The sequence below is a fragment of the Flavobacterium sp. GSP6 genome (assembly GCF_003984855.1).
Classification (GTDB): Bacteria; Bacteroidota; Bacteroidia; order Flavobacteriales; family Flavobacteriaceae; genus Flavobacterium.
Genome location: NZ_RYDO01000003.1, coordinates 73,100 through 97,727, shown reverse-complemented (window position 1 = coordinate 97,727; position 24,628 = coordinate 73,100). Strand labels below are relative to the sequence as shown.

Annotated in this window: 27 protein-coding genes; 12 read left to right on the top strand and 15 right to left on the bottom strand. The window is 33.5% G+C overall.

The genetic code is table 11. The features are described from left to right. From EKM03_RS04365 to def, 4 genes are all read right to left on the bottom strand, one after another. Positions 1–1,455 carry an APC family permease gene (locus tag EKM03_RS04365; protein ID WP_126739932.1) on the bottom strand — a complete coding sequence of 485 codons (1,455 nt, stop codon included), beginning with the start codon at positions 1,453–1,455 and terminating at the stop codon, positions 1–3. A 47-nt stretch (positions 1,456–1,502) separates the two neighbouring features. Further along, the gene (gene mazG, locus EKM03_RS04360; protein ID WP_126460500.1) at positions 1,503–2,276 is read right to left on the bottom strand and encodes a nucleoside triphosphate pyrophosphohydrolase; all 774 of its coding nucleotides are present in this window, start codon (positions 2,274–2,276) and stop codon (positions 1,503–1,505) included. 81 nt (positions 2,277–2,357) lie between these two features. Next, positions 2,358–2,840, bottom strand: coding sequence for a DUF5606 domain-containing protein (locus EKM03_RS04355; RefSeq protein ID WP_126460497.1), 483 nt, complete (start codon positions 2,838–2,840; stop codon positions 2,358–2,360). An 86-nt stretch (positions 2,841–2,926) separates the two neighbouring features. Continuing rightward, the gene (gene def / locus EKM03_RS04350) at positions 2,927–3,514 is read right to left on the bottom strand and encodes a peptide deformylase (RefSeq protein WP_126554430.1); all 588 of its coding nucleotides are present in this window, start codon (positions 3,512–3,514) and stop codon (positions 2,927–2,929) included. 195 nt (positions 3,515–3,709) lie between these two features. On the opposite strand from def, the gene EKM03_RS04345 reads away from it, so the two are divergent. After that, positions 3,710–5,923 carry an FUSC family membrane protein gene (locus EKM03_RS04345; protein WP_126739931.1) on the top strand — a complete coding sequence of 738 codons (2,214 nt, stop codon included), beginning with the start codon at positions 3,710–3,712 and terminating at the stop codon, positions 5,921–5,923. Between the two features lie 64 nt (positions 5,924–5,987). Here EKM03_RS04345 and EKM03_RS04340 read toward each other — a convergent pair whose 3' ends face one another. From EKM03_RS04340 to EKM03_RS04320, 4 genes are all read right to left on the bottom strand, one after another. Continuing rightward, a complete protein-coding gene (locus EKM03_RS04340) occupies positions 5,988–7,484 on the bottom strand; it encodes a malate:quinone oxidoreductase (protein WP_126515525.1) in 1,497 nt (498 codons plus the stop codon). Between the two features lie 118 nt (positions 7,485–7,602). After that, entirely contained in the window at positions 7,603–8,019 is a 417-nt protein-coding gene (gene ruvX, locus EKM03_RS04335; protein ID WP_126739930.1) for a Holliday junction resolvase RuvX, read from the bottom strand. A 316-nt stretch (positions 8,020–8,335) separates the two neighbouring features. After that, positions 8,336–8,617: a type II toxin-antitoxin system RelE/ParE family toxin gene (locus EKM03_RS04325; RefSeq protein ID WP_126739929.1), complete on the bottom strand. Its 282-nt coding sequence runs from the start codon at positions 8,615–8,617 to the stop codon at positions 8,336–8,338. Next, complete coding sequence (locus EKM03_RS04320; protein WP_126460479.1) at positions 8,607–8,840, bottom strand: hypothetical protein; 234 nt, start codon at positions 8,838–8,840, stop codon at positions 8,607–8,609. The genes EKM03_RS04325 and EKM03_RS04320 overlap by 11 nt, the downstream gene beginning before the upstream one ends. A 99-nt stretch (positions 8,841–8,939) precedes the next feature. Here EKM03_RS04320 and EKM03_RS04315 point away from each other — a divergent pair, with 99 nt between their 5' ends. Genes EKM03_RS04315 through EKM03_RS04300 form a run of 4 tightly spaced genes read left to right on the top strand, consistent with a single transcriptional unit; the run spans position 8,940 to position 12,679 of the window. Further along, positions 8,940–9,755, top strand: coding sequence for a 2,3,4,5-tetrahydropyridine-2,6-dicarboxylate N-succinyltransferase (locus EKM03_RS04315; RefSeq protein ID WP_126460476.1), 816 nt, complete (start codon positions 8,940–8,942; stop codon positions 9,753–9,755). 36 nt (positions 9,756–9,791) lie between these two features. Then, a complete protein-coding gene (locus EKM03_RS04310) occupies positions 9,792–10,772 on the top strand; it encodes a glycosyltransferase (RefSeq protein ID WP_126739928.1) in 981 nt (326 codons plus the stop codon). Between the two features lie 19 nt (positions 10,773–10,791). Continuing rightward, positions 10,792–11,856, top strand: a complete 1,065-nt coding sequence (locus EKM03_RS04305) for a glycosyltransferase family 9 protein (protein WP_233584056.1) — start codon at positions 10,792–10,794, stop codon at positions 11,854–11,856. A 31-nt stretch (positions 11,857–11,887) separates the two neighbouring features. Then, positions 11,888–12,679 carry a glycosyltransferase family 2 protein gene (locus tag EKM03_RS04300; protein ID WP_126460470.1) on the top strand — a complete coding sequence of 264 codons (792 nt, stop codon included), beginning with the start codon at positions 11,888–11,890 and terminating at the stop codon, positions 12,677–12,679. Here EKM03_RS04300 and EKM03_RS04295 read toward each other — a convergent pair. Next, the gene (locus EKM03_RS04295; protein ID WP_370273042.1) at positions 12,662–13,399 is read right to left on the bottom strand and encodes a lipopolysaccharide kinase InaA family protein; all 738 of its coding nucleotides are present in this window, start codon (positions 13,397–13,399) and stop codon (positions 12,662–12,664) included. The genes EKM03_RS04300 and EKM03_RS04295 overlap by 18 nt on opposite strands. A gap of 77 nt (positions 13,400–13,476) precedes the next feature. After that, positions 13,477–14,343 carry a hypothetical protein gene (locus EKM03_RS04290; RefSeq protein ID WP_233584054.1) on the bottom strand — a complete coding sequence of 289 codons (867 nt, stop codon included), beginning with the start codon at positions 14,341–14,343 and terminating at the stop codon, positions 13,477–13,479. A 54-nt stretch (positions 14,344–14,397) separates the two neighbouring features. Here EKM03_RS04290 and glf point away from each other — a divergent pair, with 54 nt between their 5' ends. The 7 genes from glf (at position 14,398) to EKM03_RS04255 (ending at position 20,667) form a co-directional block, all read left to right on the top strand. Next, positions 14,398–15,510: a UDP-galactopyranose mutase gene (gene glf, locus EKM03_RS04285; RefSeq protein ID WP_126739927.1), complete on the top strand. Its 1,113-nt coding sequence runs from the start codon at positions 14,398–14,400 to the stop codon at positions 15,508–15,510. Continuing rightward, a complete protein-coding gene (locus tag EKM03_RS04280) occupies positions 15,503–16,267 on the top strand; it encodes a DUF4422 domain-containing protein (protein ID WP_126739926.1) in 765 nt (254 codons plus the stop codon). The genes glf and EKM03_RS04280 overlap by 8 nt, the downstream gene beginning before the upstream one ends. Positions 16,268–16,269: 2 nt before the next feature. Next, positions 16,270–16,863, top strand: coding sequence for an L-threonylcarbamoyladenylate synthase (locus EKM03_RS04275; RefSeq protein WP_126554423.1), 594 nt, complete (start codon positions 16,270–16,272; stop codon positions 16,861–16,863). 39 nt (positions 16,864–16,902) lie between these two features. Continuing rightward, entirely contained in the window at positions 16,903–17,286 is a 384-nt protein-coding gene (locus EKM03_RS04270; RefSeq protein ID WP_126554421.1) for a GxxExxY protein, read from the top strand. Between the two features lie 24 nt (positions 17,287–17,310). Next, on the top strand, positions 17,311–18,732 hold the full coding sequence (locus EKM03_RS04265) for a CCA tRNA nucleotidyltransferase (RefSeq protein WP_126460441.1): 1,422 nt from the start codon (positions 17,311–17,313) through the stop codon (positions 18,730–18,732). A 51-nt stretch (positions 18,733–18,783) separates the two neighbouring features. Further along, complete coding sequence (locus EKM03_RS04260; protein WP_126739925.1) at positions 18,784–19,806, top strand: COX15/CtaA family protein; 1,023 nt, start codon at positions 18,784–18,786, stop codon at positions 19,804–19,806. Positions 19,807–19,893: 87 nt separating this feature from the next. Then, the gene (locus tag EKM03_RS04255; protein WP_126576872.1) at positions 19,894–20,667 is read left to right on the top strand and encodes a CDP-alcohol phosphatidyltransferase family protein; all 774 of its coding nucleotides are present in this window, start codon (positions 19,894–19,896) and stop codon (positions 20,665–20,667) included. A 93-nt stretch (positions 20,668–20,760) separates the two neighbouring features. Here EKM03_RS04255 and EKM03_RS04250 read toward each other — a convergent pair whose 3' ends face one another. The 5 genes from EKM03_RS04250 to EKM03_RS04230 all read right to left on the bottom strand — a co-directional run bounded on the left by EKM03_RS04250 (position 20,761) and on the right by EKM03_RS04230 (position 24,395). Next, on the bottom strand, positions 20,761–21,516 hold the full coding sequence (locus EKM03_RS04250; protein WP_126554413.1) for a LytTR family DNA-binding domain-containing protein: 756 nt from the start codon (positions 21,514–21,516) through the stop codon (positions 20,761–20,763). Positions 21,517–21,615: 99 nt separating this feature from the next. Next, the gene (locus EKM03_RS04245; RefSeq protein ID WP_126739924.1) at positions 21,616–21,960 is read right to left on the bottom strand and encodes a 2TM domain-containing protein; all 345 of its coding nucleotides are present in this window, start codon (positions 21,958–21,960) and stop codon (positions 21,616–21,618) included. Positions 21,961–21,977: 17 nt separating this feature from the next. Further along, a complete protein-coding gene (locus tag EKM03_RS04240) occupies positions 21,978–22,283 on the bottom strand; it encodes a 2TM domain-containing protein (RefSeq protein WP_126739923.1) in 306 nt (101 codons plus the stop codon). 48 nt (positions 22,284–22,331) lie between these two features. Then, positions 22,332–23,690, bottom strand: coding sequence for a histidine kinase (locus EKM03_RS04235; protein ID WP_126739922.1), 1,359 nt, complete (start codon positions 23,688–23,690; stop codon positions 22,332–22,334). A gap of 84 nt (positions 23,691–23,774) precedes the next feature. Next, positions 23,775–24,395 (bottom strand): hypothetical protein, encoded by a 621-nt coding sequence (locus EKM03_RS04230; protein WP_126563924.1) that lies wholly within the window; start codon positions 24,393–24,395, stop codon positions 23,775–23,777. Positions 24,396–24,628 lie beyond the last annotated feature (233 nt).

The following is a 24,628-nucleotide window of genomic DNA, read 5'->3' as shown; positions in this document are numbered from 1 at the left end:
TTAATTTTGCTCTTTCTTTTTCATTACAAAATAATAAACAGGAACTCCAAGTGCAACTATACACAATCCTAATCCCGTATTGAACGTATCATAAATCAATAAAGTAAGGCAAATTGCTACTGTTACAACAATATAAAATGCAGGTACAAATGGATAACCAAAAGCTTTATAAGGTCTGTCAGCATTCGGTTCTTTTTTTCTAAGAATGAATACACCCATAATAGTTAGGATATAAAACAACAACGATGCAAAGGTTGCGTACGTCAGTAAATCACCGAATTTCCCTGAAACACAAAGCACACACGCCCAGATACATTGCACCCAAAGTGCTTTGGCTGGAACCTGATTTTTATTTAACTCCGTAGCTTGTTTAAAGAACAACCCATCTTTTGCCATGGCAAAAAACAATCTTCCTCCCGAGAGAATCAATCCGCTATTACAACCAAAAGTGGAAACCATGATTAAGGCAGCCATCACAAAAACACCAATATTTCCCATAATCATACTTGCTGCGGCCGCTCCTACTCTATCATTACTAGCAAACATGATTCCGTTACTGGCAATATCAGCAGCGTTTGGAGTTCCCTGCATTGGCAATAACGCCAAGTACGCCAGATTTGCTAAAACATAAATAATGGTTACCATTAAAGTTCCAAGAAATAAACTTCGGGGGATATTCTTTTTAGGTTCTTTAATTTCCCCTGCAATGAAAGTGACATTATTCCAAGCATCACTAGAAAATAAGGAATTAATAATGGTAGCTCCTGCTGCTCCCAAAATAGCCATACCTGCTAATTTTGTTACTGTAATTGTTCCATCAGGATTGACTACCGTTTTGCTGGCTTCCCACATAGTTGCGAAATTATTGGACAAAACATCCGTTTGCAGACCCACGTATAATCCTAAAATTATTAAGGCAAAAAGCGCTATTAATTTTGCCGAAGTAAAGAGCAACTGAACTGTTTTTCCGCTTTCTACTCCTTTGGTATTGATGTAGGTTAACAGGATTATACTAAAAATAGCCAATACTTTTTGATACGAAAAAATAAAACCAGTACCAACCCTAAAAAGAGTTTGATCTAAAACAGGAAAGAATATAGCGGCATAATTCGCAAAAGTAACCGCTATAGCCGCAATAACTCCCGTTTGAATTACTGTAAAAACAGTCCAACCATACAGGAAAGAAACCAATCGCCCATAAGCGCGTTGAATATACACAAATTGTCCGCCCGCATTAGGCATCATTCCTGCCAATTCTCCATAACTCAATGCCGCGGCAACCGTGATTAATCCCGTTACCAACCAAATAACTAATAACCAGGCAGCAGAACCAATATCTCTTGCCATGGCTGATGTTACAATGAAAATTCCGGATCCTATCATGGAACCGGCAACTAAACTCGTGGCATCGATTAATCCTAAAGAACGTTTTAACTCAGTTTTATTTTCTGGCATTGGATAATTTTATAAGTGATCCTAATTTAATTATTTAATAATAAACACTATAGTTTCTTCGCTTCTTCCCAAAAAACATCCATTTCAGCAAGTGTCATATCCATTAAAGGTTTTCCCAATTCTCCTGCTTTACTTTCCAAATATTGAAAGCGCTTGATAAATTTTTTATTGGTTCGTTCCAAAGCATCTTCTGGATTTACATTTAAAAATCGGGCATAATTGATCATTGAAAATAAAACATCCCCAAATTCGGCTTCAATTTTATCCTGATCTCCTGCTTCAACCTCAACGTGTAATTCGTCTAATTCTTCTTGAACCTTATCCCAAACCTGATGCGATTCTTCCCAATCAAAACCCACTCCTTTTACTTTCTCCTGGATTCGGCTTGCTTTTACTAATGCGGGTAAACTTCTTGGAACACCTTCCAGAACGGACTTTCTGCCTTCTTTGAGTTTTAGTTTTTCCCAGTTTTGTTTCACTTCTTCCTCGTCTTTTACCACCACATCACTGTAAATATGGGGATGACGGTGAATTAGCTTTTCACAAATTTCATTACACACATCAGCAATGTCAAAATCGTTCGTCTCGCTTCCTATTTTGGCATAAAAAACAATATGCAACAACAAATCACCCAATTCTTTTTTGACTTCGTTCAAATCATTGTCTAAAATAGCATCGCCTAATTCATAGGTTTCTTCAATGGTAAGATGGCGCAAGGTTTGCATAGTTTGCTTTTTGTCCCAAGGACATCTTTCACGCAAATCATCCATAATATCTAATACTCGTTCGAAAGCTTGCAGTTGGTTTTGTCTTGAATTCATTAGGGATAGTTTTTGGTAAAAATAAAAAAATCCTGTTCAGAAAAACAACTGAACAGGATTAAATAGTATTTTAAAATCTGATTATTCTTTTTTAGCTTTTGCTTTTTTAGCAGGAGCGTTAACTTCCGCTACTGGAGTTTCTTCGGCTGCAACCTCTTCTGTCACTGCAGCAGCAGGAGCTTCATCAGTAACAAGTCCTTTTGCTTGAAGCATATTATACCAGTTCAACACTTTTTTGATATCAGAAGGATATACTCTTTCTTCATCATAATCAGGTAAAACTTCTTTGAAATAAGCCATCAATGTAGTGTTATCTTCTTTATGGGATATTGCCGCACCTTTGCTTTCTTTATCAGCAATTTTTTGCATGATTTCAGCTAAAGGTTTTTCGCCTTCATAGGTATAAATTGAAATTTCCGATAGTAAGCTTACATTGCTTTTCAAGTTTACGGTGATTTTTTTTCCATCCGCTAATGATTCTGCTACAAATCCGGTTCTTGTTTGCACTTTCAATACATATAAACCTGGTTTCCCAGAAATGGCTAATATTTTTTCTAAATTCATGTTATTGTGGAATTATTATTAAGAATTTGACTTATTTATTTTTATTTGAAACCAAAAATCATACCAAGCGAAGTTAAAAAGCTGTTTTATCTTCCTTTTTTGGCAAAGAATTTCATTCGGTAGTCTTGGAATGTTTTTCCCTCTAAAATGTTTTTCAGTTTCTTTTGAATCAATCGTTTTTTTAATGACGAAATTTTATCGGTGAATAAAATTCCTTCAATATGATCGTATTCATGTTGGATTACTCTGGCGATTAATCCGTCAAAAACTTCGGTTTTCATTACAAAATCCTCTTCGCAATACTCAATTGTTATGGTTGGATTTCTATAAACATCCTCTCTGACATCCGGAATACTCAGACAGCCTTCATTGAAACTCCATTCTTCACCTTCTTCTTGTATCATTTTTGCATTGATAAAGGTTTTTTTGAATCCTTTTAATTCTTTTTGTTCTGCATCTTCTAATTCCTCATCGTCGCTAAAAGGAGTCGTGTCGACTACAAATAAACGAAGCGCTAATCCTACTTGTGGCGCAGCAAGACCCACACCATAGGCATTATACATCGTTTCATACATATTGGCAATCGTTTCTTTCAAGTTTGGATGTTCTGGTGAAAGAACTTCCCCTGTTTTTCTTAAAACTGGATCACCATATCCTATAATTGGTAAAATCATTCGTGTTGTATTAAATATTAGCTATTAAAATCGAAATAAGTTCTCTTTTAATTCGGTCTGCAAAAATAGTAAAAAAATAGCCAATGAATAATGCTCTAATGATAATTCATCACTATTTAAAATTTAGGTTAAAAGACCGATAGTATTCCTTTGAAAAATTCCTACAATCCTTACCTTTGCAAGCAATACAATTGTATGATTCATAAAATCCAAAAATTTACCGATACGACGTATTTCACTAATGCCCTAAAAGTAACTATCGCCACTGTGATTCCGGTGATGCTGTTTTCTTTTTTTGGCAAATTCGAAGTAGGCTTTACAATAGCTCTTGGAGCCTTTTTTACTTATCCCAGTGACATTCCAAGTAGTCTGAAACATAAAGTCAACGGGGTTCTTGTTGCCACCATTCTTGTTGCTAGTGTGAATTTGCTGGTAAATATAATTTATCCGTATTCTTGGATTTTTTATCCTTTTTTAGCCTTATTAGTTTTCCTGACATCCATGTTATCCGTTTACGGACAACGAGCTACAATGGTTTCTTTCTCCTCCCTGATTTCAATCTCCTTGACATTTTCTGATATAAATACCGGTTGGGCTATGGTACAACATTCCGGTTTGATTCTAGCAGGAGGATTATTCTATCTCGTTGTTTCACTTACTTTTCACTACATCAGACCACATCGCTACATCGAATTACAAATTGCTGAATGCATCAAACTTACGGCTAAATATTTGAAGCTAAGAGGAGATTTATGGACCATAGACGCCGATAAAAAAGCAATTATTGAAAAGCAGTTAAACCTTCAGGTCGAGTTGAACACCATTCATCAAAACATAAGAGAAGTATTGATTAACAGCCATATCAGCGCAGGTTCTTCTAATCAAAATCGAAAAATGTTGCTTGTTTTTATAGCAATGGTAGAAATCCTTGAAGTGGCATTGTCTACGTCATTTGACCATGATAAATTGCACCGAAAATTCGACAATCATCCAAGGGTCTTGCTGACGTATCAAAACTTAGCCTACAATCTGGCCACAAGTTTAAAGCAATTATCTGAAAGTGTAAAAAAACGAAAGAATTATATTCCAAAACACACATTGCTAAACGATTTGAACGCCTTACAGCTGGCAATCACTGATTATGAAAAAGATTTAGGAAAAAATTCTGCCTCAGAAGGCGTTTTTATGCTTACCACTATGCTGGAATATGCGGAAAAGCAAGTCGAGAAAATAAAAATTGTAGAACGTGCTTTTACCTCAATTGTTAATTTACAGGATTTTACAGGAATCGATACCGATTTAGAAAAATTCTTAACGCCGCAGTATTATCCGTGGCGTACTTTGACAGAGAATCTGAGTTTTTCCTCCACTATTTTCAGGCATTCCTTACGATTAACAATAGCGCTATTAGTTGGTTTTATTATTGGAAAAATACTGCCTTTTCATAATGTATACTGGATTTTATTGACTATTATCGTTATCATGCGACCCGGTTACGGCTTGACTAAACAACGTTCTTTTCATAGAATTCTAGGTACTGTTTTAGGTGGATTAATTGCCTTTGGAATTCTTTTCTTTGTCAAAGACAACATTATAATCAGTATTCTTTCTATTCTTTGCTTGCTTTTAGGATTCTCTTTTACCCAAACAAATTACAAAGTCAGTGCCACATTTGTAACCATGTATGTTGTTTTTATTTATGGAATTGTGACTCCTAACATAGGGGATCTTGTTCAATTTAGAATACTGGACACCATTGTAGGTGCCGGTCTTGCTTTTTTGGCCAATCATTTTTTATGGCCTTCTTGGGAATTTTTAAACATGCCCATGCATTTAGAAAAATCCATCAATGCCAATCAAAATTACCTGAAGGAAATTTCAATTTTTTATAATAAAAAAGGAACCGTTTCTACATCGTACCGCTTGGCTCGTAAAAATGCTTTCATCGAGATTGGGAATTTAATGGCTTCTTTTCAGAGAATGGCACAAGAGCCTAAATCAAAACAAAAACAGCTGCCTAAAGTCTATAAACTAACGGTATTAAATCACTCTCTTCTCTCCTCATTAGCGTCTTTAGGAACTTACATTCAATCCCATAAAACAACCTCCGCATCTGAAGCATTCAATGTGGTGGTGGATACTGTGATTAGAAATCTGGATGAGGCTATTGCACTTTTGAAGGAAAATGATTTCAAGCTAAAAGAAAACCTTCCCAAAGAGGATTTAGCGCTACGTTTTACCGAATTGAAAAATATACGTGCCCGAGAATTGAAAGCAGGAATTCCTATTGATGAAAAGGCTTTTCAATTGAAAATGCAAGAAGCACAATTGGTAATCGAACAATTAATCTGGCTGACCAGTTTATCCGAAACTATTTTAAAAACCACAACAGCATTAAAGGAATCTTAACAAGAAAAGCGCTTGAACCAGATTCTTATCTAATTCAAACGCTTTTTATTTTTGTGCTGACTTTCTAATTATTCAGTTTTAGGACGGCAGCCGTTTCTTTTCTGATTTTCTCTAATAAAATTGGATCTTCATTGAGATTTTGACCATAAGAAGGAATCATGATTTTTAATTTCTCCTGCCACTCCGCCGTTTTAATTTCCTCTTTGAAACATCTTCCTATCAAATCTATCATAATAGAAACTGCTGTTGAAGCACCTGGAGAAGCCCCCAGCAAAACGGATAAAGATCCATCTGCAGTGGTAATTACTTCGGTACCAAACTCCAGTATGCCTCCTTCTTTTTCGTCTTTTTTTATCACTTGTACCCGTTGTCCGGCACGTTCAATTTTCCAGTCTTTGGATCGTGCCTTGGGAACATATTCTCTTAACGCATTAATTCGGTCTTTAGGGGATTGGCGCACTTGCTCAATTAAATATTTGGTAAGGGGTATATTCTTAATACCTGCGGCTAACATTGGAATAATATTATCTGATTTTATCGATAAAGGTAAATCTGAATAGGAGCCATTTTTTAAAAACCTAGTCGAAAAACCCGCAAAAGGACCAAAAAGCAATTGCTTTTCTCCATTTATCATTCGGGAATCAATATGTGGTACAGACATTGGTGGTGCTCCCACGCTTGCCTTACCATATACTTTAGCCTGGTGTTTTGCAATCACTTCCGGATTTGTGCATTTTAGCCATTGTCCGCTCACTGGGAAGCCGCCATAGCCTTTGCCTTCGGGCACATTTGCTTTTTCTAATAATGGCAAGGAACCACCCCCAGCACCAATGAAAACAAATTTAGAGTATGTTTTTCTCTTTTGACCGGAAGCTAAATCAGTGATTTTTATGCGCCATAACTTATCTTCTCGTTGTTTTAATTTTTGAACTTCGTGGTTATAATGAATGGTAACCCCATCTAGTTTTGCTAAATAACCAAAAATACTTCGTGTCAATTCTCCAAAATTTACATCTGTCCCAATTGCCATTGAACTTGCGGCCACTTTTTCGGTTTCTGATCTCCCTTCCATAACCAGCGGCATCCATTCTTTTAATTGTGCAAAATCAGTACTAAAAACCATTTGCTTAAAAAGAGGATTCAAATGCAACGCGTCAAATCTTTTTTTAAGATAAGCAACATTTTTTTCTCCCCATACAAAACTTATGTGGGGAATGCTTTTAATAAAATTTTCAGGAGAAGGAACTCTGTTTTCTTGAACGAGATATGCCCAGAACTGTCTGGAAACTTCGAAAGACTCCGCGATACTGATCGCTTTTTTTGGGCTGATGCTTCCATCAGGTCCTACGGGAGTGTAATTGAGTTCACAAAAAGCAGCATGTCCAGTTCCTGCATTATTCCATGCATCAGAGCTTTCAGCCGCCGCTCTATCTAATCGTTCGTAAATTTCAATTTTTATATCCGGTTGCAGTTCTTTTAGGATTAAGCCCAGCGTGGCGCTCATAATTCCAGCTCCAATAAGAACTACTTCACTATTTGTACGTATGGTTGTGTCAGGCATAACTAGATTTTAAAGTGCAAAGGTAAATGATATATTCACAAAAAAAAGCATAAATTTTACCTCAAAAGTTACATTTATCAAACCGTTTTAGCAAAAAAATAGCTTTTTTACACTGATTTTAAAATTTTTTCCTGGTCAAATAGTCCTGAAGCATAATCGTGGCCGATATTTCGTCAATAAGTGCTTTGTTTTGACGCTGTTTCTTACTCAGGCCGCTATCTATCATGGATTGAAAAGCCATTTTTGAAGTAAACCGTTCATCAACCCGAATGACTTTCATCTCCGGAAAATGATTGGTAAAGTGCGTGACAAATCCTTTAATGATCGATGCACTTTCTGAGGGTTCGCCATTCATTTGTTTGGGTTCACCAATAAGAACGGCTTCTACTTTTTCTTTGGCAAAATAATCCTTCAAAAAAGCAATTGCAGTTGCCGATGGGATTGTGGTTAAACCCGAAGCTATAATTTGCATTTCATCAGTAACCGCTATTCCGGTTCGTTTTTGACCGTAGTCTATGGAGAGAATTCTAGGCATTTATAAGAAGTTTTACAAACATATTGAGCTTAATCGGCTAAATCCATAAAAAAAATCAGAATAATTAATTTTCATACTTTGAAATCACTTTATCAAGATAGGCATCAACTTAGTATATTGTATAAAGTTTTGCAGTACCATTATGATTTTTTTCTAGTGAAGCGTCTAATTTTTTTTTATTTCTAGTAAACGCCTCATCTTCCTGTACTATTTACTATTGTAAGTTCATCTGATGAAAAGAAACTCAATAACTCCAGAATTTTGGCTTTGATTTCGGGTTGAAATTCTAATCTAATGGTTTCCATACTATTTTTACTTAAAACGAATTCCTATGTTTCAAAATTGCCACAACTAAAACAGTTTCGTGTGCAACATCAACTTTAAAAACGATTGTATAACCTTTAAAAACATAATCTCTTGTGTTTTCATTATCAAAATAAATTGATTTTTTGAAAAGAAAAGGCTGCTGCATATCTTTTTTTATGTTTTTTATCAATACAATTTTAAATTTTCTTGCAGTAAGCGGTTTGTCTTTTGAAACGAAATCAATTATATCATCTAAATCATGATTAAATTCGATAGTTAATTTAATCCTCATATTTTGATATCGTTTTTTCCAGCAAAATATCCAATTCCTCAAAAGTAGAATATACAGCAGTACCATTATCAATCTTATCAATCCTGGACTGAAGCATTCTTTTTTCTTCTTCAAAAATTGACCTTTCCTGAACTATTGTAAGTTCATCTGATGAAAAGGAACTCAATAACTCCAGAATTTTGGCTTTGATTTCGGGTTGAAATTCTAATCTAATGGTTTCCATAGTACCTACAATTTAAAGTACAAATATATAACATTTTCAAATTAATTTGACTTTTTGCTTTTAGTTAAAAACCCTATCTTTGTCAAAAATCTATCAAAAATGAATCCATTACAGCCGATTATAGAACAAGCTTGGGAAAACCGTGCTTTGTTACAAGAAACTACAACAACTGATGCTATCAGAGCAGTTATTGAATTATTAGATACCGGAAAATTACGTGTTGCTGAACCAGTTGGAGAGGGATGGCAAGTAAACGAATGGGTAAAAAAAGCAGTAGTAATGTATTTCCCTATTCAAAAAATGGAAACATTAGAGTCTGGAATTTTCGAATACCATGACAAAATGTTATTGAAAAGAGGCTATGCCGAGAAAGGAATTCGTGTTGTTCCTAACGCAGTAGCGCGTTACGGTGCTTATATTTCCAGTGGTGTTATCTTGATGCCAAGTTATGTAAACATTGGTGCTTATGTAGACGAAGGAACTATGGTAGACACATGGGCAACCGTAGGTAGTTGTGCTCAAATAGGTAAAAACGTACACTTAAGCGGTGGCGTTGGTATTGGTGGCGTACTTGAACCTTTGCAAGCGGCTCCTGTAATTATTGAAGACGGCGCTTTCATTGGTTCCCGATGTATCGTAGTTGAAGGGGTACATGTTGGGAAAGAAGCTGTACTTGGTGCCAATGTTTGCCTGACTGCCTCCACAAAAATTATTGATGTAACCGGAGAAACTCCCGTTGAAATGAAGGGATATGTTCCTGCCCGTTCCGTTGTGATTCCAGGAAGTTACACTAAGAAATTTCCAGCAGGAGACTTCCAGGTTCCTTGTGCTTTAATCATTGGAACTCGTAAACCTTCAACTGATTTAAAAACATCATTGAATAATGCTTTACGTGAATATGACGTAGCGGTTTAATCCGTATTCGTTTAAAAATCTTTATAAAAAGACCTATTGGATATTTCAATAATTATTGTCAATTACCGTGGTTGGAAAGCCTTAGACGAATGTTTAGAATCCATTGATACAATTATTTCGAAAACATTCTCATTCGAAGTCATCATTGTTGATAATTTTTCGAATGACGGACAATTCAACATTTTTAAACAAAAATATTCCAAGTTTACATTTATAGAAAACACTGGTAATAATGGTTTCTCAAATGGTTGCAACTTTGGTGAAAGCATTGCTACGGGAAACCATTTCCTTTTTTTAAATCCAGATACAAAACTTACTCTTGAAGCCCTTGAAACTCTTTTAGAAACGGCTGTTTCCCATCCAGAAATTGGAATTTTATCCTGTTTACAAATAAACGAAAACGAAGTTTTTTACAAACAAAACAATTTATTTCCGGCTTTAGGACGATTTTTCGGAGTGTCAAGATCTATTTTTAGAAAACTGAATAAGGCAAAATTAGAAAAACGTTTTAATAACAACAATGAGTTGTTTTACCCAGATTGGGTTACCGGAGCGGTCATTTTCATAAGCCGAGAATGGTTTAACAAAATTCAAGGCTGGAATGAAGATTTTTGGCTTTATTTTGAAGATGTTGCACTTTGTAAAAAAATTTCTGATACGGATGGAAAAGTTGCCGTTACCCGAAAAGCTACTATTTTCCATCAACATGGTGGTGCATCCCGATTAAACGTAAAGACAAAAGCACTCACGAAAACAGAAGTGATCATCTCAAAACACGTGTACATCAGCAATCAATTTTCAACAGGAATACAACTCTATTTACATACATTATTAATTTTAGGAGTTCTTAGTGAGAAACTATTTTTGTCGCTTTTAAGCGTGTTTTTATTTTTTATTCCAAAATTGAAAGTGAATCGATTGATGCTTAAAAATTTATCCATTTATTATTTAAATGTCCTACGAAAACAAACCTGGATTAGTCCTCGTGCAATGAATTACTTGAAAACAAAAGCATAACTTTTCAAATTTACTTCAAATGAAAATACTTGTAATTCAACAAAAAATGATTGGAGATGTTTTAGTAAGCTCCATATTATGCAATAATTTGCGCAAAGCCTACCCAAAAGCGCAAATTGATTATATGGTTTACGAATCTACCATTGCTGTTTTACAAGGAAATACAAGTTTCGATAATCTCATCCTTTTCCAGGAAAAACATCAAAAAAGCAAATGGGAATATTTTAAATTATTGAAATCCATTCGAACTGAAAAATATGATATTATTATAGATGCGTATTCCAAATTAGAAAGCTGGCTTGTCGTATTGTTATCGGGTGCAAAACAAAAAATATCGTATTGGAAAAAAGGAAGAGACTTTCTTTATACGGATACGGTGATTAGAAAAAAAACGACTAATACCAATTTAGGTTTAATAATTGAACAGCGATTAGCATTGCTAAATCCTTTGCATCTGGATATTGAATTAGAAACATTTCCCAGAATTTATGTCACAAAAGTAGAGAATGATTTTGCTAGTTCACTTTTTGAATCTCACGGTATAGACCAATCTAAAAAAACAGTTATGGTCAGCATAATTGGAAGCAGTCCAGACAAAACCTATTCGTTGGAATATATGTCTCAATTAGTCGATTTTATTGCAGATAAGGAAGATATGAATATTCTTTTTAATTATTTTCCAAAGCAAATTGAAGATGCAAAAACAATTTACAATGGGTGTAAAGAAAGTACTAGACAAAAAATTTATTTCTCCCTCTTAGGAAAAAACATTCGAGAGTTTATCGCCATCATGAATCATTGTGATATGATAATTGGCAACGATGGCGGGGCAATAAATATGGCAAAAGCATTAGAAAAACCCTCTTTTATTATTTTTTCGCCTTGGATTGACAAAAAAGGATGGGCCACATTTGAAGATGGAATTAATCATGTTTCTCTGCATTTACAAGAGTTTAAACCTGATTTATTTGAAGGCAAAACGGCTAAAATCATAAAAAAAGAAACCATTGCGTTTTACAAAGAGTTTACTCCCGAGTTGATTATTCCTGCTTTACATACTTTCTTGGAAACACATTTAGAATAATATTCTATTTTTGTAAAACATTCAAAAATTAATGAAATACAATCACAACACGAACATTTCAGTTTTAATAATTACATTAAACGAGGAAAATCAAATTAAGCCACTTTTGGTTGATTTAGATTTTGCTGATGAAATTATTGTTGTCGATTCATTCAGTACCGATAAAACAGAAGCTATTTGTAAATCATTTGAAAAAGTCACTTTCATTCAAAATAAATTCGAAAACTATTCTTCTCAAAGGAACTTTGCTATTTTACATGCAAAAAATGACTGGATTTTATTTTTGGATGCAGATGAAAGACTGACTCCTGCATTAAAGAATGAAATTATAGCCACAATAAAAACCAATGAAACCTTTTCGGCTTTTCTTTTCTATAGAACTTTTATGTTTGAAGGCAAAGTATTGCATTTCAGCGGGAATCAGAATGATAAAATATTTAGGCTTTTTAATAAAAATCAAGCTGAATATAACACAGACCGGCTTGTTCATGAAAAATTAAAAGTAAATGGAAAAATAGGTGTTCTAAAAAACAAACTGATTCATTATTCCTATGCTAATTTTCAAGCGTATAAATCGAAAACGATTCGGTACGGAGAATTCAAAGCACAGGAGAAGTTTTTAAAAAAGCAAAAGCCTTCGGTTTTATTACATTTTTTACATCCTGCTTATAATTTTTTGTTCAATTACATTATCCGATTAGGATTTCTTGACGGAAAAAAAGGTTTGATTATTTGCTATTTAAACGCCAATTCAATTCACATCCGATATCAAGAATTAGAACAACTTTGGAAAAGACAACAACAGTTATCTCCAAAACAATAATTTCTTTTTACGAGCAATTTTTCTATGAAATTTCATTTGAAAATCGTTGGTATAAAAGCACATTTTTACAAAAACTTCATCGTATTTCTTATTGTAAAGTTTGGCATATTCATCACTCATTATTGCCAGCATTTCTTTTTTTGGCGTAAGCCTGTTGAAATTTTTCATGCGTAGCTCGAAGTCCATAAACTGATGGAAATTCATTCTATTTAAATCAACTAGGTAGAAACTATAGCTTCCATCATCTGCTTTTTTAATCAAAGTATTTCCTGGAGAATGATCTAAAAACTCAATTCCTTTTTGATGTAAATCAAATGTAAATCGGGTAAACTGCCGCAAGATATTCTCATGATCCGGATAATCAGGTTGCAGCACTAATTCTCTGAAAGTTAACTCTGCCTGAAGATGCTCACTGATATAAAAACTTTCTTGTAATCCCAACAAAGTGAAATTTTCAGCACAAGCTATAGGTTGTGGCGTACCAATTCCCTTTTCTAATAAAATAGCTGCATATTCGAAAGAACGTCTGGCTTTAGATTTTCTGAAATATTTGTAGGCAATTTTATTGATCAGATTTGGGGTTTTGAAAGATTTAATATTTATCGTTTTCCCTTCTAATTTAAAAAGTTTTATTTTGTTTCGCACTCCGTCGCCAAAAAGAATTCCTTTTGAATTGAAGCTTTCAATGATATCAATTAACACCTTTTGATTGGTTATCAATGACGTATTAAAAATTATAGTTCTTTTCAATTGTTTTATTATAAGATTAGTCGATTGTTTTAATAAAAGCAAAAATATTATTTAGCTAAATACTTAAACCATTGTCCGAAATTTTTAAAAAAAAGATAAAGTGATGAAATTCTAAGTACTTTATTATTACTAACATAGTTTTTAATTTCATCTATGTTTTTTGTAGGAAAATAACCTAAAGTCTTCCATGTATCAGCTTCTATGTAATAAAAATCTTTAAATGTTTTATAATTTTCTTGATTTACTAATTTCCATTTTTCAAAGAAAGAGTTATTAATTTGTACATTATGTCCCCAATTTTTTAATTTGAAAGCTAATTGGTCTTCGGTTCTTGATAAACATTCATGCAAAAGAATTTTATCTGTGTAAATTACCCTTGCTTTTGTCTTTCTGCCTACTTTGTAATTTGGATAGTTTGTAGCAAGTAAAACTCTTGTAAGATTTTCAACATACAATATTCCTTCATTAGTGTATTTGTACAAGTGAGTTAAAAAACAACCTATTTGAACAGGATTTTCTTTTGGGTTTTTCAAAAAAGAATCATACTTCCTAAGATCATTTATAAAACCTGAAAAATCTAAAAAGTATTCATCTGCATCAATTTGAATTAACCAATTTCCTATTCCCATTTTATCAGAAAGCATTTTTCTTTCTCTAACCTCGCATTCCATTGTAGTTAAACTTGACACGTAAAAATCATCTTCATATATAACAATTTTATTTTCAACATCAAATGCATCAATCCATTCAAAAAAAGTATCATCAATAGTAAAAAATTCACCGTTCCATGTTTTTCGTTCCTTATCAATAGCTAAAAAAATAGTATTAGATTCTTTGTATATTGTTGGTATCGAATTTTTTAATAGTTCATAATCGTACGAGACTAAATAACCCACTTGTATTTTTCCTAACATAAACATCAATTTGAAATTTGTTGCAATTTAGTATTAAATATCTATTTTTGTTGAATGAAAAAAGAATATGATTATTTAATAGTAGGATCAGGTCTTTTCGGTAGTGTTTTTGCGCATGAGGCAACAAAAGCGGGTAAAAAGTGTTTGATTTTAGATAAAAGAAAACACACCGGAGGAAATATTTATTGTGAAAATATTGAAGGAATAAATGTCCACAAATATGGCCCGCATATTTTTCATACCAATGACAAGAAAATATGGGATTATGTAAATCAATTCGTGAATTTTAATCATTTCGTATATTCGCCTCTATCGCTTTCAAAGGGTAAACTTTATAATCTACCTTTTAACATGAATACCTTTTATCAGCTATGGGGAACCAAAACGCCGGCTGAAGCAAAAAATAAAATTGAGCATCAAATTAAGGAATTTGGAAACGACAACCCTAAAAACCTCGAAGAACAAGCACTTTCATTGGTGGGGAAAGACATATACGAAACCTTGATCAAAGGGTATACTGAAAAGCAATGGGGCAGAAAGGCCACCGAACTGCCTGCTTTCATTATTAAAAGACTTCCCGTTAGATTTACTTTTGACAATAATTATTTTAACGATCGCTACCAAGGAATCCCCATTGGAGGTTACAATAAAATTATAGGAAATTTATTGGAAAACATTGAAGTGAAACTTGATACAGATTATTTCGAAAACAAAGAGCACTTTGAAAATATCGCAACAAAAATTGTTTTCACGGGGAAAATTGACGAATATTTTGATTACCGGTTTGGAAAACTAGAATATCGCTCGTTGCGATTTGAAACACAAATTCTGGATACCGAGAATTTTCAAGGAAATGCAGGCATTAACTATAATGACATTGAATATCAACATACGAGGATCGTAGAGCATAAACATTTTGAATTTGGCAACCAAAAGAAAACTGTAGTGACAAAAGAATATCCTGAAAATTGGACGTCCGAAAAAGAGGCTTATTATCCTATTAATGACGAAAAAAATCAAGCGATATATCTCAATTATAAAAAGCTTTCCGAAACCCTTAATAATGTAATTTTCGGAGGCAGATTGGCAGAATACAAATATTACGACATGCACCAAATAATTGCATCCGCATTAATTAAATCTAAAAAAGAACTAGAAAATGGTTAAAATTTTTACAGTTACACATAAAGAGACCCCTATTTTATTTAACGAATTGCATATCCCGATACAAGTCGGCGAAAATGGAGACATTGCAACAAATATTTTGCGAGACAACACGCTCGATAACATTGCTAATAAAAACAAAAACTACTGTGAATTAACTGCTTCTTATTGGATTTGGAAAAATATTACGGATGTTGAATACGTTGGAATCTGTCATTACAGGAGGTATTTTAATTTTTTCAATCCCTTTTATAATTTCCAACCTTCCGCTCAAAAAAAAATTAAGATTGATGATTTTAAAAAAACAAAATTAGTTAAAACTGATGGAGAAATTTTAGAAAAAAAAATCATTAAAATACTCTCGGAGTACGATGTAATTCTTTGTAAACCATATAAATTTAAAAATACTACACTGACTCAAAACTACTGTGAAGATCACCGAAAAGAAGATTGGGATTTAACAAAAAAAATAATTAGTGAGAAGTACCCGCAATACAAAGAAAGTATTGTAACCCATTTAGACGAAGGTCGACTGTTTCATGTAGCAAATATGATGATTTGTTCCAAGAAAATTTGGGATGATTATTACACCTGGCTTTTTTCTATTCTATTTGAATTGGAATCTAAAGTCAGTATTCCCAAGGATGACTATCAAGCACGAATTTTCGGGTTTATATCTGAAAGATTAATTAATCTTTATGTTTATCATAATAAATTAAAAATCAAAGCAATTCCCACTTATAAAATAATCGACCTATAATCATGGATATCAACCAAGAAATACACAATGCTTACGAAGTCATAAAAAATGGAGGAATCATCCTCTACCCCACTGATACCGTATGGGGAATTGGTTGTGACGCCACAAATCCAGAGGCTGTCGCTAAAATTTACAAACTCAAGAAAAGAGCCGAAACCCAAAGCATGATTGTTTTGATGAATGGCGATAAAATGATTTACAATGTATTCAAAGACATTCCGGAAGTAGCCTGGCAAATTATGGATTTCTCTGACCTGACCGATAGTGAACTGGCAAATCAAAACCCAACCACTTTAATTCTGGACAAACCACGAAACGTAGCACCCAATTTAATCGCAGCTGACAACTCACTAGGAATTAGACTTGTAAAGGAACCTTTTTGTTTTAAATTGATGGAAAAAATGAAAAAACCGTTGGTTTCCACATCAGCAAATATCTCCGGACAACCTACTCCAAAAAGTTTCAAAGAAATCAGTCCTGAAATTATAAAAGGCGTGGACTATGTTGTAAATTTGCATCGCGAAAAAATTGCCGGAAAACCATCTACAATTATAAAATTGACAAGTGATTCTCAGGTAAAAGTGATTCGGAAATAATTGTTTTTTTACCGCTAATTCGCTAATTCAATTTTAAAAATGGATGATTTAATTTATAAAGATGAATGTTATAAAATTGTTGGACTCCTGTATGAAGTACACAAAAATCTTGGTAAAGGTTTCTCTGAAATAGTTTATAAAGATGCCTTAGAATTTGAATTTAACGAAAATAATATTCACTATGAGAGGGAAAAAGAATATTCTGTTAGTTATAAAAATTCCATTTTAAAACATAAATTTTATGCAGATTTTATTATCCATGACAAAATAATTCTTGAAATAAAAACTGTCGAATGTTTTAACAATAGTCATTACAATCAGTGTTTAAATTATTTAAAAATTTCTGGAAACAAACTTGCAATATTGGTTAATTTTAACTTGACCTCTTTAGAATACAAACGTATCGTTGATACCAAAAAATAATTAGCGAATTTGCGGTAATAAAAAATGAACTACAAAACAGCCTTACATAACAAAATATTCGAAGTAATTTCTCAAGCTTCTCAAGAACTTAGCGTTGACAGTTATGTGATTGGTGGTTTCGTAAGAGATTTACTTTTGAAGAGAGACTTTAAAAAAGACATTGATATTGTTGCCGTGGGCAGCGGAATTGAATTGGCTTTAAAAGTGTCACAACTGCTTCCTAACAAACCAAAAGTTCAGGTTTTCAAAACTTACGGAACAGCGATGCTGCGTTTTGAAGACACCGAAATTGAATTTGTTGGAGCCAGAAAAGAATCCTATAATTTTGAAAGCAGGAATCCAGTTGTAGAAAACGGCACCTTAGAAGACGACCAAAATCGTCGTGATTTCACCATAAATGCACTGGCTTTATCTTTGAACACCGCTAATTTTGGAGAACTCTCCGATCCTTTTAACGGATTGGAAGATTTAAAAAACAAAATAATCAGAACCCCTTTGGATCCGGATATTACTTTTTCTGACGATCCTTTGCGCATGTTGAGAGGGATTCGTTTTGCAAACCAATTGGGATTTGAAATCGAAGAAGATTCGCTGAATTCGATAACCAAAAATGCGGAACGAATCAAAATTATTTCCGGAGAACGCATTGTCGATGAATTGAATAAAATACTTTCGACAGACAAACCCTCCGTAGGATTCTTGCTATTGTTCAAAACTGGACTTTTAGATATTATTCTTCCAGAATTGACTGCTCTGAATCAAGTGGAAGAAATTGAAGGCCATACCCATAAAAATAACTTTTATCACACGCTGGAAGTTGTCGATAATATTTGTCCGCATACTGATGATGTTTGGTTGCGCTGGTCAGCATTATTGCACGACATAGGTAAAGCACCAACGAAACGTTTTACTAAAAAACAAGGCTGGACCTTTCACGGACATGAATTTCTTGGTGGCAAAATGGCAAAAAAGATTTTTGAACGTTTGCACATGCCGTTGAATCAAAAAATGAAATTTGTGCAAAAAATGGTCATGATGAGTTCACGACCGATTGTTTTATCCCAAGATACGGTAACGGATTCTGCAGTGCGCCGTTTGGTTTTTGACGCTGGCGAAGACGTTGAGAATTTAATGACACTATGCGAAGCGGATATCACAACGAAGAATCCAAATAAATTCAAGAAATACCACAATAATTTTGAAATCGTCCGCCAGAAAATTGTAGAAGTCGAAGAACGGGATCAGGTACGTAATTTCCAGCCACCAATATCAGGTGAAGAAATTATGGAAAAATTTAACTTAAAGCCTTCAAAAGAAATCGGAATGCTGAAAGAAGCCATAAAAGAAGCCATTTTAGAAGGAGAAATTCCAAATGAATATGAAGCTGCTTTTCAATTTATGCTAAAAAGAGCCGCAAAAATCGGATTAAAGATTAACGCTTGTTGAATTAACAATTAATTACATTTCAAATATCTTTGCAAAAATTAATTTCAAACAATGAAAAAAGAGAATAATTACGTTATCATTTGGTTGTTATCAGGATGCTTATTATTGTTTATGATGGTTGTAGTGGGAGGAATTACCCGATTGACCAATTCCGGTTTATCAATGACCGACTGGCATTTAGTAACTGATACTTTTCCTCCTTTAACAGCAGAAAAATGGTCATACGCTTTTGAAGAATATAAAAAATTTCCGGAGTACCAAAAAATAAACATCCACAATGATTTTACGTTAAGTGATTACAAATTCATTTATTTCTGGGAATGGTTTCACCGTTTTATAGGGAGAATAATAGGTTTAGCGTTTATCCTTCCTTTTATATATTTCTTGTTCAAGAAACGTCTTTCGACAGAGACTATAAAAAAATGTGTTGTTCTACTATTCATGGGTGGTTTTCAAGGATTTCTGGGCTGGTTTATGGTACGTAGCGGATTAATCGACAATCCGGATGTAAGTCATTTTAGATTGGCATTACACCTTACATTTGCTTTTATAACGTTTGCTTACACACTCTGGGTAGCTTTGGATTTAATCTACCCAAACAAAGCGACAGCTATACCTCCATTACGAAATCTCGCGCGTGTCGCATTAATTTTTCTAGTTATCCAAATCATTTATGGCGGGTTTGTTGCGGGTTTAAATGCGGGTTTGATTCACAATCATTGGCCGCTGATGAGTGATGGTCAATTCATTCACGAGAGTGTCTTTATAGAAAAAAGCACCTTGTTTTTAAATCTTATCGAAGGAAAAAGCGGCGTTCAGTTCGTACATCGAACTATGGCGTATGTCGTGGTAGGATTAATTCTTGCTCTTTATTTTACAAGCAGAAAATACACTCTTTCCTCACTTCAGAAAAAAGGAATCAATATATTGGTGTTGATTGTCTTCTTGCAATTTGCATTAGGTATCCTTACTCTGCTTTACAGTGTCCCACTTTGGTTGGGATTACTACATCAAGTGATGGCTTTCTTTTTATTAACGGCAATGACATTCACTTTACACCGATTATCAAAATAAGAAATAAACATAACCCACGGTTTAAACCGTGTTCAATTCAAAATAATACCTGACTATATTGTCGCATTTCTTTGTTTACCAACATAAATGTCTAAACTTGCCGCTCAAGATAAATTTTTAGATTTATCAGATTATGGAAGACCATTTGGAAAATTTCTTGCCAATCAATTAAAAAACACTCGGTTTACTCCTATTCATGTCACCTTACTTTTTGGTGTTTCGGGCTTGATTGCTATTTACTGTATTCTGCAAGGAAGTTACTATTTCGCAAGTTTTTTTATCATTTTGAAATCAATGATTGATGCAGCAGATGGTGAACTGGCACGCTTAAAAAAAACGCCTTCTTATACTGGAAGATACTTGGACAGTGTATTTGATATCATCTTAAATTTTCTGCTTTTAATGACTATTTGTTATGTTTCAAAAACATCATTTTGGGTTACTATTTTGGCTTTTATCGGCATCCAATTGCAGGGCACTTTATACAATTACTACTATGTGATTTTAAGAAATAAATCCGTTGGCGGAGACACTACCAGTAAAATTTTCGAGTACAAATCACCCAGAGCTTTACCCGGCGAAACCCAAAAATCTGTCGATATTCTGTTCCGTGTTTACACCCTCGTTTATGGCACATTCGACAAGATCATTCACACACTTGATAAAGAAGCTTACAAAGTAAAAACGTTTCCTAATTGGTTTATGACGATACTTTCTATCTACGGTTTGGGCTTCCAACTATTGATAATTGCGGTAATGTTACCTATGAATTTAATTGAATATATCATTCCGTTTTTTATACTTTACACGGCACTCATTTTTGTTCTAATTGGAATCCGAAAAACATTTTTAAAGGTATAAAAGCACTATAGACATATTCTATACTAAATACCTAATTCACTAAAAAAGAGTTATTTAATACCCATTATATACTTTATCTGTTTAATACTATTATCAGCCTATCCAACTCTTGAAATCAGAAACCTTTTCTCTACTCACAATTACTTCTTCGTCTTTGTAAGAAGGTAAAATAACTTTCAAACGGGAGTTGCTGTAGACTACAATTTCTTTAATTGCTTTAAGAGGAACTATGAATTTTCGGCTTACCCGATAAAAATCCTTTGGATCTAATTCCTGTTCCAAAAGTTCTAAAGTTGTTTCTATTAAATAATTCCTATTGTCAAAAGTATGCAAATAGGTTCCTTTATTTTCACTAAAAAAACACTCAATTTCATCGGCAGAAATCACCTTTAAATGTTGGCCTATTTTTACAGAAAATCTTTTTTTGTAATTTTTTTCAAATGGATTAGACAGCATTTTTTTGATTTGTTCAAAATCCAATTGTACTGTTTCCAGTTTAGGTAAACGCGCCTTAAATTTTGTAACGGAAACCTCTAAATCATCTTCGTCAATAGGCTTCAAAAGATAATCAACACTGTTCAATTTGAAAGCCCGTAAAGCATATTTATCATAAGCCGTGGTGAAAATTACTGCACTTTTAATAGATACTTTTTCGAATATTTCAAACGATAATCCATCTGACAATTGAATGTCCAGAAAGATCAAATCCGGATGTTCATTATTAGAAAACCAAGCAATAGCTTCTTCCACGGAATGCAATAGCACTCCAACTTTAATATTTAGTTTTTCCAGTTTTCGTTGGAGCAACCTCGCCGCTGGTTTTTCGTCTTCTATTATTATTGTAGTCATTTAATGTTGAATGATTTGCTTGTTGAAACGTTTTTGTGGATGTTTGTTTAACTGAAAACTGCTCCCGAAGCTTCGGGATGAATACTTATTTCACTCCCATTATTCACTTTTTTCTTTTTCCATTAATTCTTGAATTTTTTTCTCTTCCCAGTTTGCACCAAAAAATATATTTCTTCCAAAAACAGATAATCCGTGAGCTGTCAATCCAATCCCCCAAAACAATGCCGTTGAGAAATTCTCCCAACTCCAAAAAAGATGATTGCTGGGTATACTTTCATTGCTATTTGCAATAATAATAAATGCATTTACAACTACATATACCAATAAATGAATATAGAACCCTTTGATTCTTTTTACTCTTTTATAAGCTAAGTTATAGCGTTCATCAGGATTACCAGCATCTATATTATAATCATTACCCATTTTAGTTCTATATGTTGCCATTGCTATACTATTTAAAATTATTCCCAAGTTTCCTTGTTTCCCTTTTCCTTATCCATAAACTCCCTTATCTTTTTTTCTTCCCAGTCCTTTGTGACAAAAGGCATGTACTTAAAAACTCTGAGACCGTGGAAAACAACTCCGATTCCCCACCATAACAATGGCCAGTAAAACCACAAATGATTTGGCGATGTCATTAAATTTACAATAACTAATCCTATATTTACTACAATGTAGGAAATCAAGTTACCATAAAACCCTTTTATTTCCTCAACTTGCTTTTTTGCACTGTAGTAGCGCTCGTCGTTTTGATTGATATGTTCCATACTGTTTTTTTATAATTTATTTTCAAGATTAAAATTTAAAACGCAAAACTATTTCCAAGATTTTTCACTGTCATGTCTTTGCAAAATCTCCTTAATTTTTCTTTCCTCCCATTTTGAACTGTATCCAAAAACTTTCAATGCATGCATAATTAATCCAAATCCCCAACCTCCTGCAGAAAACCAAAACCATTGAAATTGCGGCGAATAAGTGAGATTAATAAAAATCAAAATTGGAATTACACAACAATAAGATATTAGATTCCCATAAAAACCTTTCAACTCTTCTACTCGCTTCTTTGCTCTGTAATAAGCTGAATTTTCGTTATAATTGGCGGTTGTTTCCATAACAGTAATTTGTTTGGTTAAAATTGGTATTTTGACCGTAAATGTTTTCTCGTTTTGTTCAATCAATACTTTTCTGTTAGTAATAATTCCATAGCGATTGATTATGTTTTGCAATCCTACACCTTGACGATCCTGCAACACCTCTTTCTTTTGATAGTCGTTTTGAACAGCAAGATAATCTCCATCAATTGTTATGCGAATGTGCAGCGGTCTTTGCTCACTAACTACATTGTGTTTTACGGTATTCTCCAATAAAAGCTGTAAGGAAAGAGGCACAACTTTGGCTTCTGTCATTGCGAGGGACGAAGCAATCCAATCATCTTGGGTTGGTAATTCAAAAAACAAGCTATTCTCAAAACGCATTTTCAGCAGGTTCATGTAGGTTTTGGCGAAAGCCAATTCTTCCTCGACAGAAATTAATTCTTTATCTTTTTGTTCCAATACATATCTGTAAATTTTGGACAAGGAAGTCGTAAATCGTTGCGCATTGTCTGGATTTTCTTCAATCAAAGAACTTAAAACATTCAAACTATTGAAAAGAAAATGAGGATCAATTTGGTTCTTTAAACTTTCAAACTTCGCATTTGCTGTTCCTGCGATGATTTTCTGTTCTTTGACTTTATTTTCCTGTAACGCTTTATAGAAATAAAAAACATGGAAAGATAAAATTATCAAAAAGGTAATAACAATTGCAAAAATATAATTAGCAGGATTTTCATTTTTCCAAAACACTTCAAAAGTTCTTTTTTCTATGATGACATCTTCAAAGATTCGCAATAAAAAAACAACAGTTAAAGAAACGAAAAATGAACTAAAAAAACCAACAACTATTCGTTTTACCGAAAACCTATCTTTTACAAAAACGCTATCCAAATAAACAAAAACTAATTTATTTGCATATCCAATCGTAAGTGTATAAAATAAAGTGTATAAAAATGTAACGGCTAAATTACTGTTGAAAACATATTTATGCCCCAAAGCAATATTCACTAATAGTAATATTATAAAAATAACGCAACCTATAATTAGTGATCTAATCAATTCTTTAAAAGATAGTTTCATTTTATTCAGTTTTAGAAAAAATAGGAAAGAGAAAAGGCTGTCAATGAAATTCGTTTCTTTTCTCCTGCTTCTTACTTCAATATATTATTTACAATTTTTCTGTGCTGCTAATGCTCTGTCCAATCCCCATTTTGGAGAAAAAGGTGTTTCAGGTTTAAAAGTAGCAAAAAGTCCGATAGCTTTTTCAATTTGCGCACACATTGGCTTCGTGTCTGTTCCCCAAAATTGAGCGCTACCAATTTCAAATTCGGCTTTACCAAAAACAACTCTTGGGTTTTCCGGAGCAATTGCTTGTGCTTTTCCGTACAATTCCATAACCGTTCCGGATAATTTTTGTCCGTTTGTCATTGGGTCAAAAGCAATCCAAGCCGTATGAATCATTGCTTGCATGACCAATAATTCGGCATTATTTGGATTTTTATCCATTTCTAAATCTAATGATTTTTGCGCTTTCGAAAGTAATAAATTCATTTGATCTTTATCTTTTGTTCTAAAAGCAGTTGTGGTATTCACCAATGCAACATAATAATTTGGCAACCAGCTTGTTTTTTCAGCACCGGAAATTCTTTCGAACAAATCAGAAGCTTCCGTGTTTTTTCCTTCGCCCCATAATTGGAATGCTTTTCCCATACCTTGTTCAAATTGCCCTTGAGCCGATAATAAACTACAGATAAAAAATACGATTGTGGTGATAATTTTGGTCATGATTTCTTGTTTTTAATGGTTGTTTTTTTGATGATTGAAACATTGTGTTATTTATACTTCAAAAGTATCTCGGTTTTCATTGGATTAAAATTTATAAATACTGAACTGTCAATTTTGATGGATGAATTGTGTGTCAGTCGAAAGTCATAAAGTCGAAAGTCTTAAAGCCGAAAGTCATAAAGTGGAATGAATTTACGTTTATTAGGATTTTATACCTTTGACATTATGACCAT

Bases quoted from the DNA above. Each gene is read 5' to 3' on its own strand.
- EKM03_RS04365 (WP_126739932.1), bottom strand. From the start codon at position 1,455: ATGCCAGAAAATAAAACTGAGTTAAAACGTTCTTTAGGATTAATCGAT.
- mazG (WP_126460500.1), bottom strand. From the start codon at position 2,276: ATGAATTCAAGACAAAACCAACTGCAAGCTTTCGAACGAGTATTAGAT.
- EKM03_RS04355 (WP_126460497.1), bottom strand. From the start codon at position 2,840: ATGAATTTAGAAAAAATATTAGCCATTTCTGGGAAACCAGGTTTATAT.
- def (WP_126554430.1), bottom strand. From the start codon at position 3,514: ATGATTTTACCAATTATAGGATATGGTGATCCAGTTTTAAGAAAAACA.
- EKM03_RS04345 (WP_126739931.1), top strand. From the start codon at position 3,710: ATGATTCATAAAATCCAAAAATTTACCGATACGACGTATTTCACTAAT.
- EKM03_RS04340 (WP_126515525.1), bottom strand. From the start codon at position 7,484: ATGCCTGACACAACCATACGTACAAATAGTGAAGTAGTTCTTATTGGA.
- ruvX (WP_126739930.1), bottom strand. From the start codon at position 8,019: ATGCCTAGAATTCTCTCCATAGACTACGGTCAAAAACGAACCGGAATA.
- EKM03_RS04325 (WP_126739929.1), bottom strand. From the start codon at position 8,617: ATGAGGATTAAATTAACTATCGAATTTAATCATGATTTAGATGATATA.
- EKM03_RS04320 (WP_126460479.1), bottom strand. From the start codon at position 8,840: ATGGAAACCATTAGATTAGAATTTCAACCCGAAATCAAAGCCAAAATT.
- EKM03_RS04315 (WP_126460476.1), top strand. From the start codon at position 8,940: ATGAATCCATTACAGCCGATTATAGAACAAGCTTGGGAAAACCGTGCT.
- EKM03_RS04305 (WP_233584056.1), top strand. From the start codon at position 10,792: ATGAAAATACTTGTAATTCAACAAAAAATGATTGGAGATGTTTTAGTA.
- EKM03_RS04300 (WP_126460470.1), top strand. From the start codon at position 11,888: ATGAAATACAATCACAACACGAACATTTCAGTTTTAATAATTACATTA.
- EKM03_RS04290 (WP_233584054.1), bottom strand. From the start codon at position 14,343: ATGTTAGGAAAAATACAAGTGGGTTATTTAGTCTCGTACGATTATGAA.
- glf (WP_126739927.1), top strand. From the start codon at position 14,398: ATGAAAAAAGAATATGATTATTTAATAGTAGGATCAGGTCTTTTCGGT.
- EKM03_RS04280 (WP_126739926.1), top strand. From the start codon at position 15,503: ATGGTTAAAATTTTTACAGTTACACATAAAGAGACCCCTATTTTATTT.
- EKM03_RS04275 (WP_126554423.1), top strand. From the start codon at position 16,270: ATGGATATCAACCAAGAAATACACAATGCTTACGAAGTCATAAAAAAT.
- EKM03_RS04270 (WP_126554421.1), top strand. From the start codon at position 16,903: ATGGATGATTTAATTTATAAAGATGAATGTTATAAAATTGTTGGACTC.
- EKM03_RS04265 (WP_126460441.1), top strand. From the start codon at position 17,311: ATGAACTACAAAACAGCCTTACATAACAAAATATTCGAAGTAATTTCT.
- EKM03_RS04260 (WP_126739925.1), top strand. From the start codon at position 18,784: ATGAAAAAAGAGAATAATTACGTTATCATTTGGTTGTTATCAGGATGC.
- EKM03_RS04255 (WP_126576872.1), top strand. From the start codon at position 19,894: ATGTCTAAACTTGCCGCTCAAGATAAATTTTTAGATTTATCAGATTAT.
- EKM03_RS04250 (WP_126554413.1), bottom strand. From the start codon at position 21,516: ATGACTACAATAATAATAGAAGACGAAAAACCAGCGGCGAGGTTGCTC.
- EKM03_RS04245 (WP_126739924.1), bottom strand. From the start codon at position 21,960: ATGGCAACATATAGAACTAAAATGGGTAATGATTATAATATAGATGCT.
- EKM03_RS04240 (WP_126739923.1), bottom strand. From the start codon at position 22,283: ATGGAACATATCAATCAAAACGACGAGCGCTACTACAGTGCAAAAAAG.
- EKM03_RS04235 (WP_126739922.1), bottom strand. From the start codon at position 23,690: ATGAAACTATCTTTTAAAGAATTGATTAGATCACTAATTATAGGTTGC.
- EKM03_RS04230 (WP_126563924.1), bottom strand. From the start codon at position 24,395: ATGACCAAAATTATCACCACAATCGTATTTTTTATCTGTAGTTTATTA.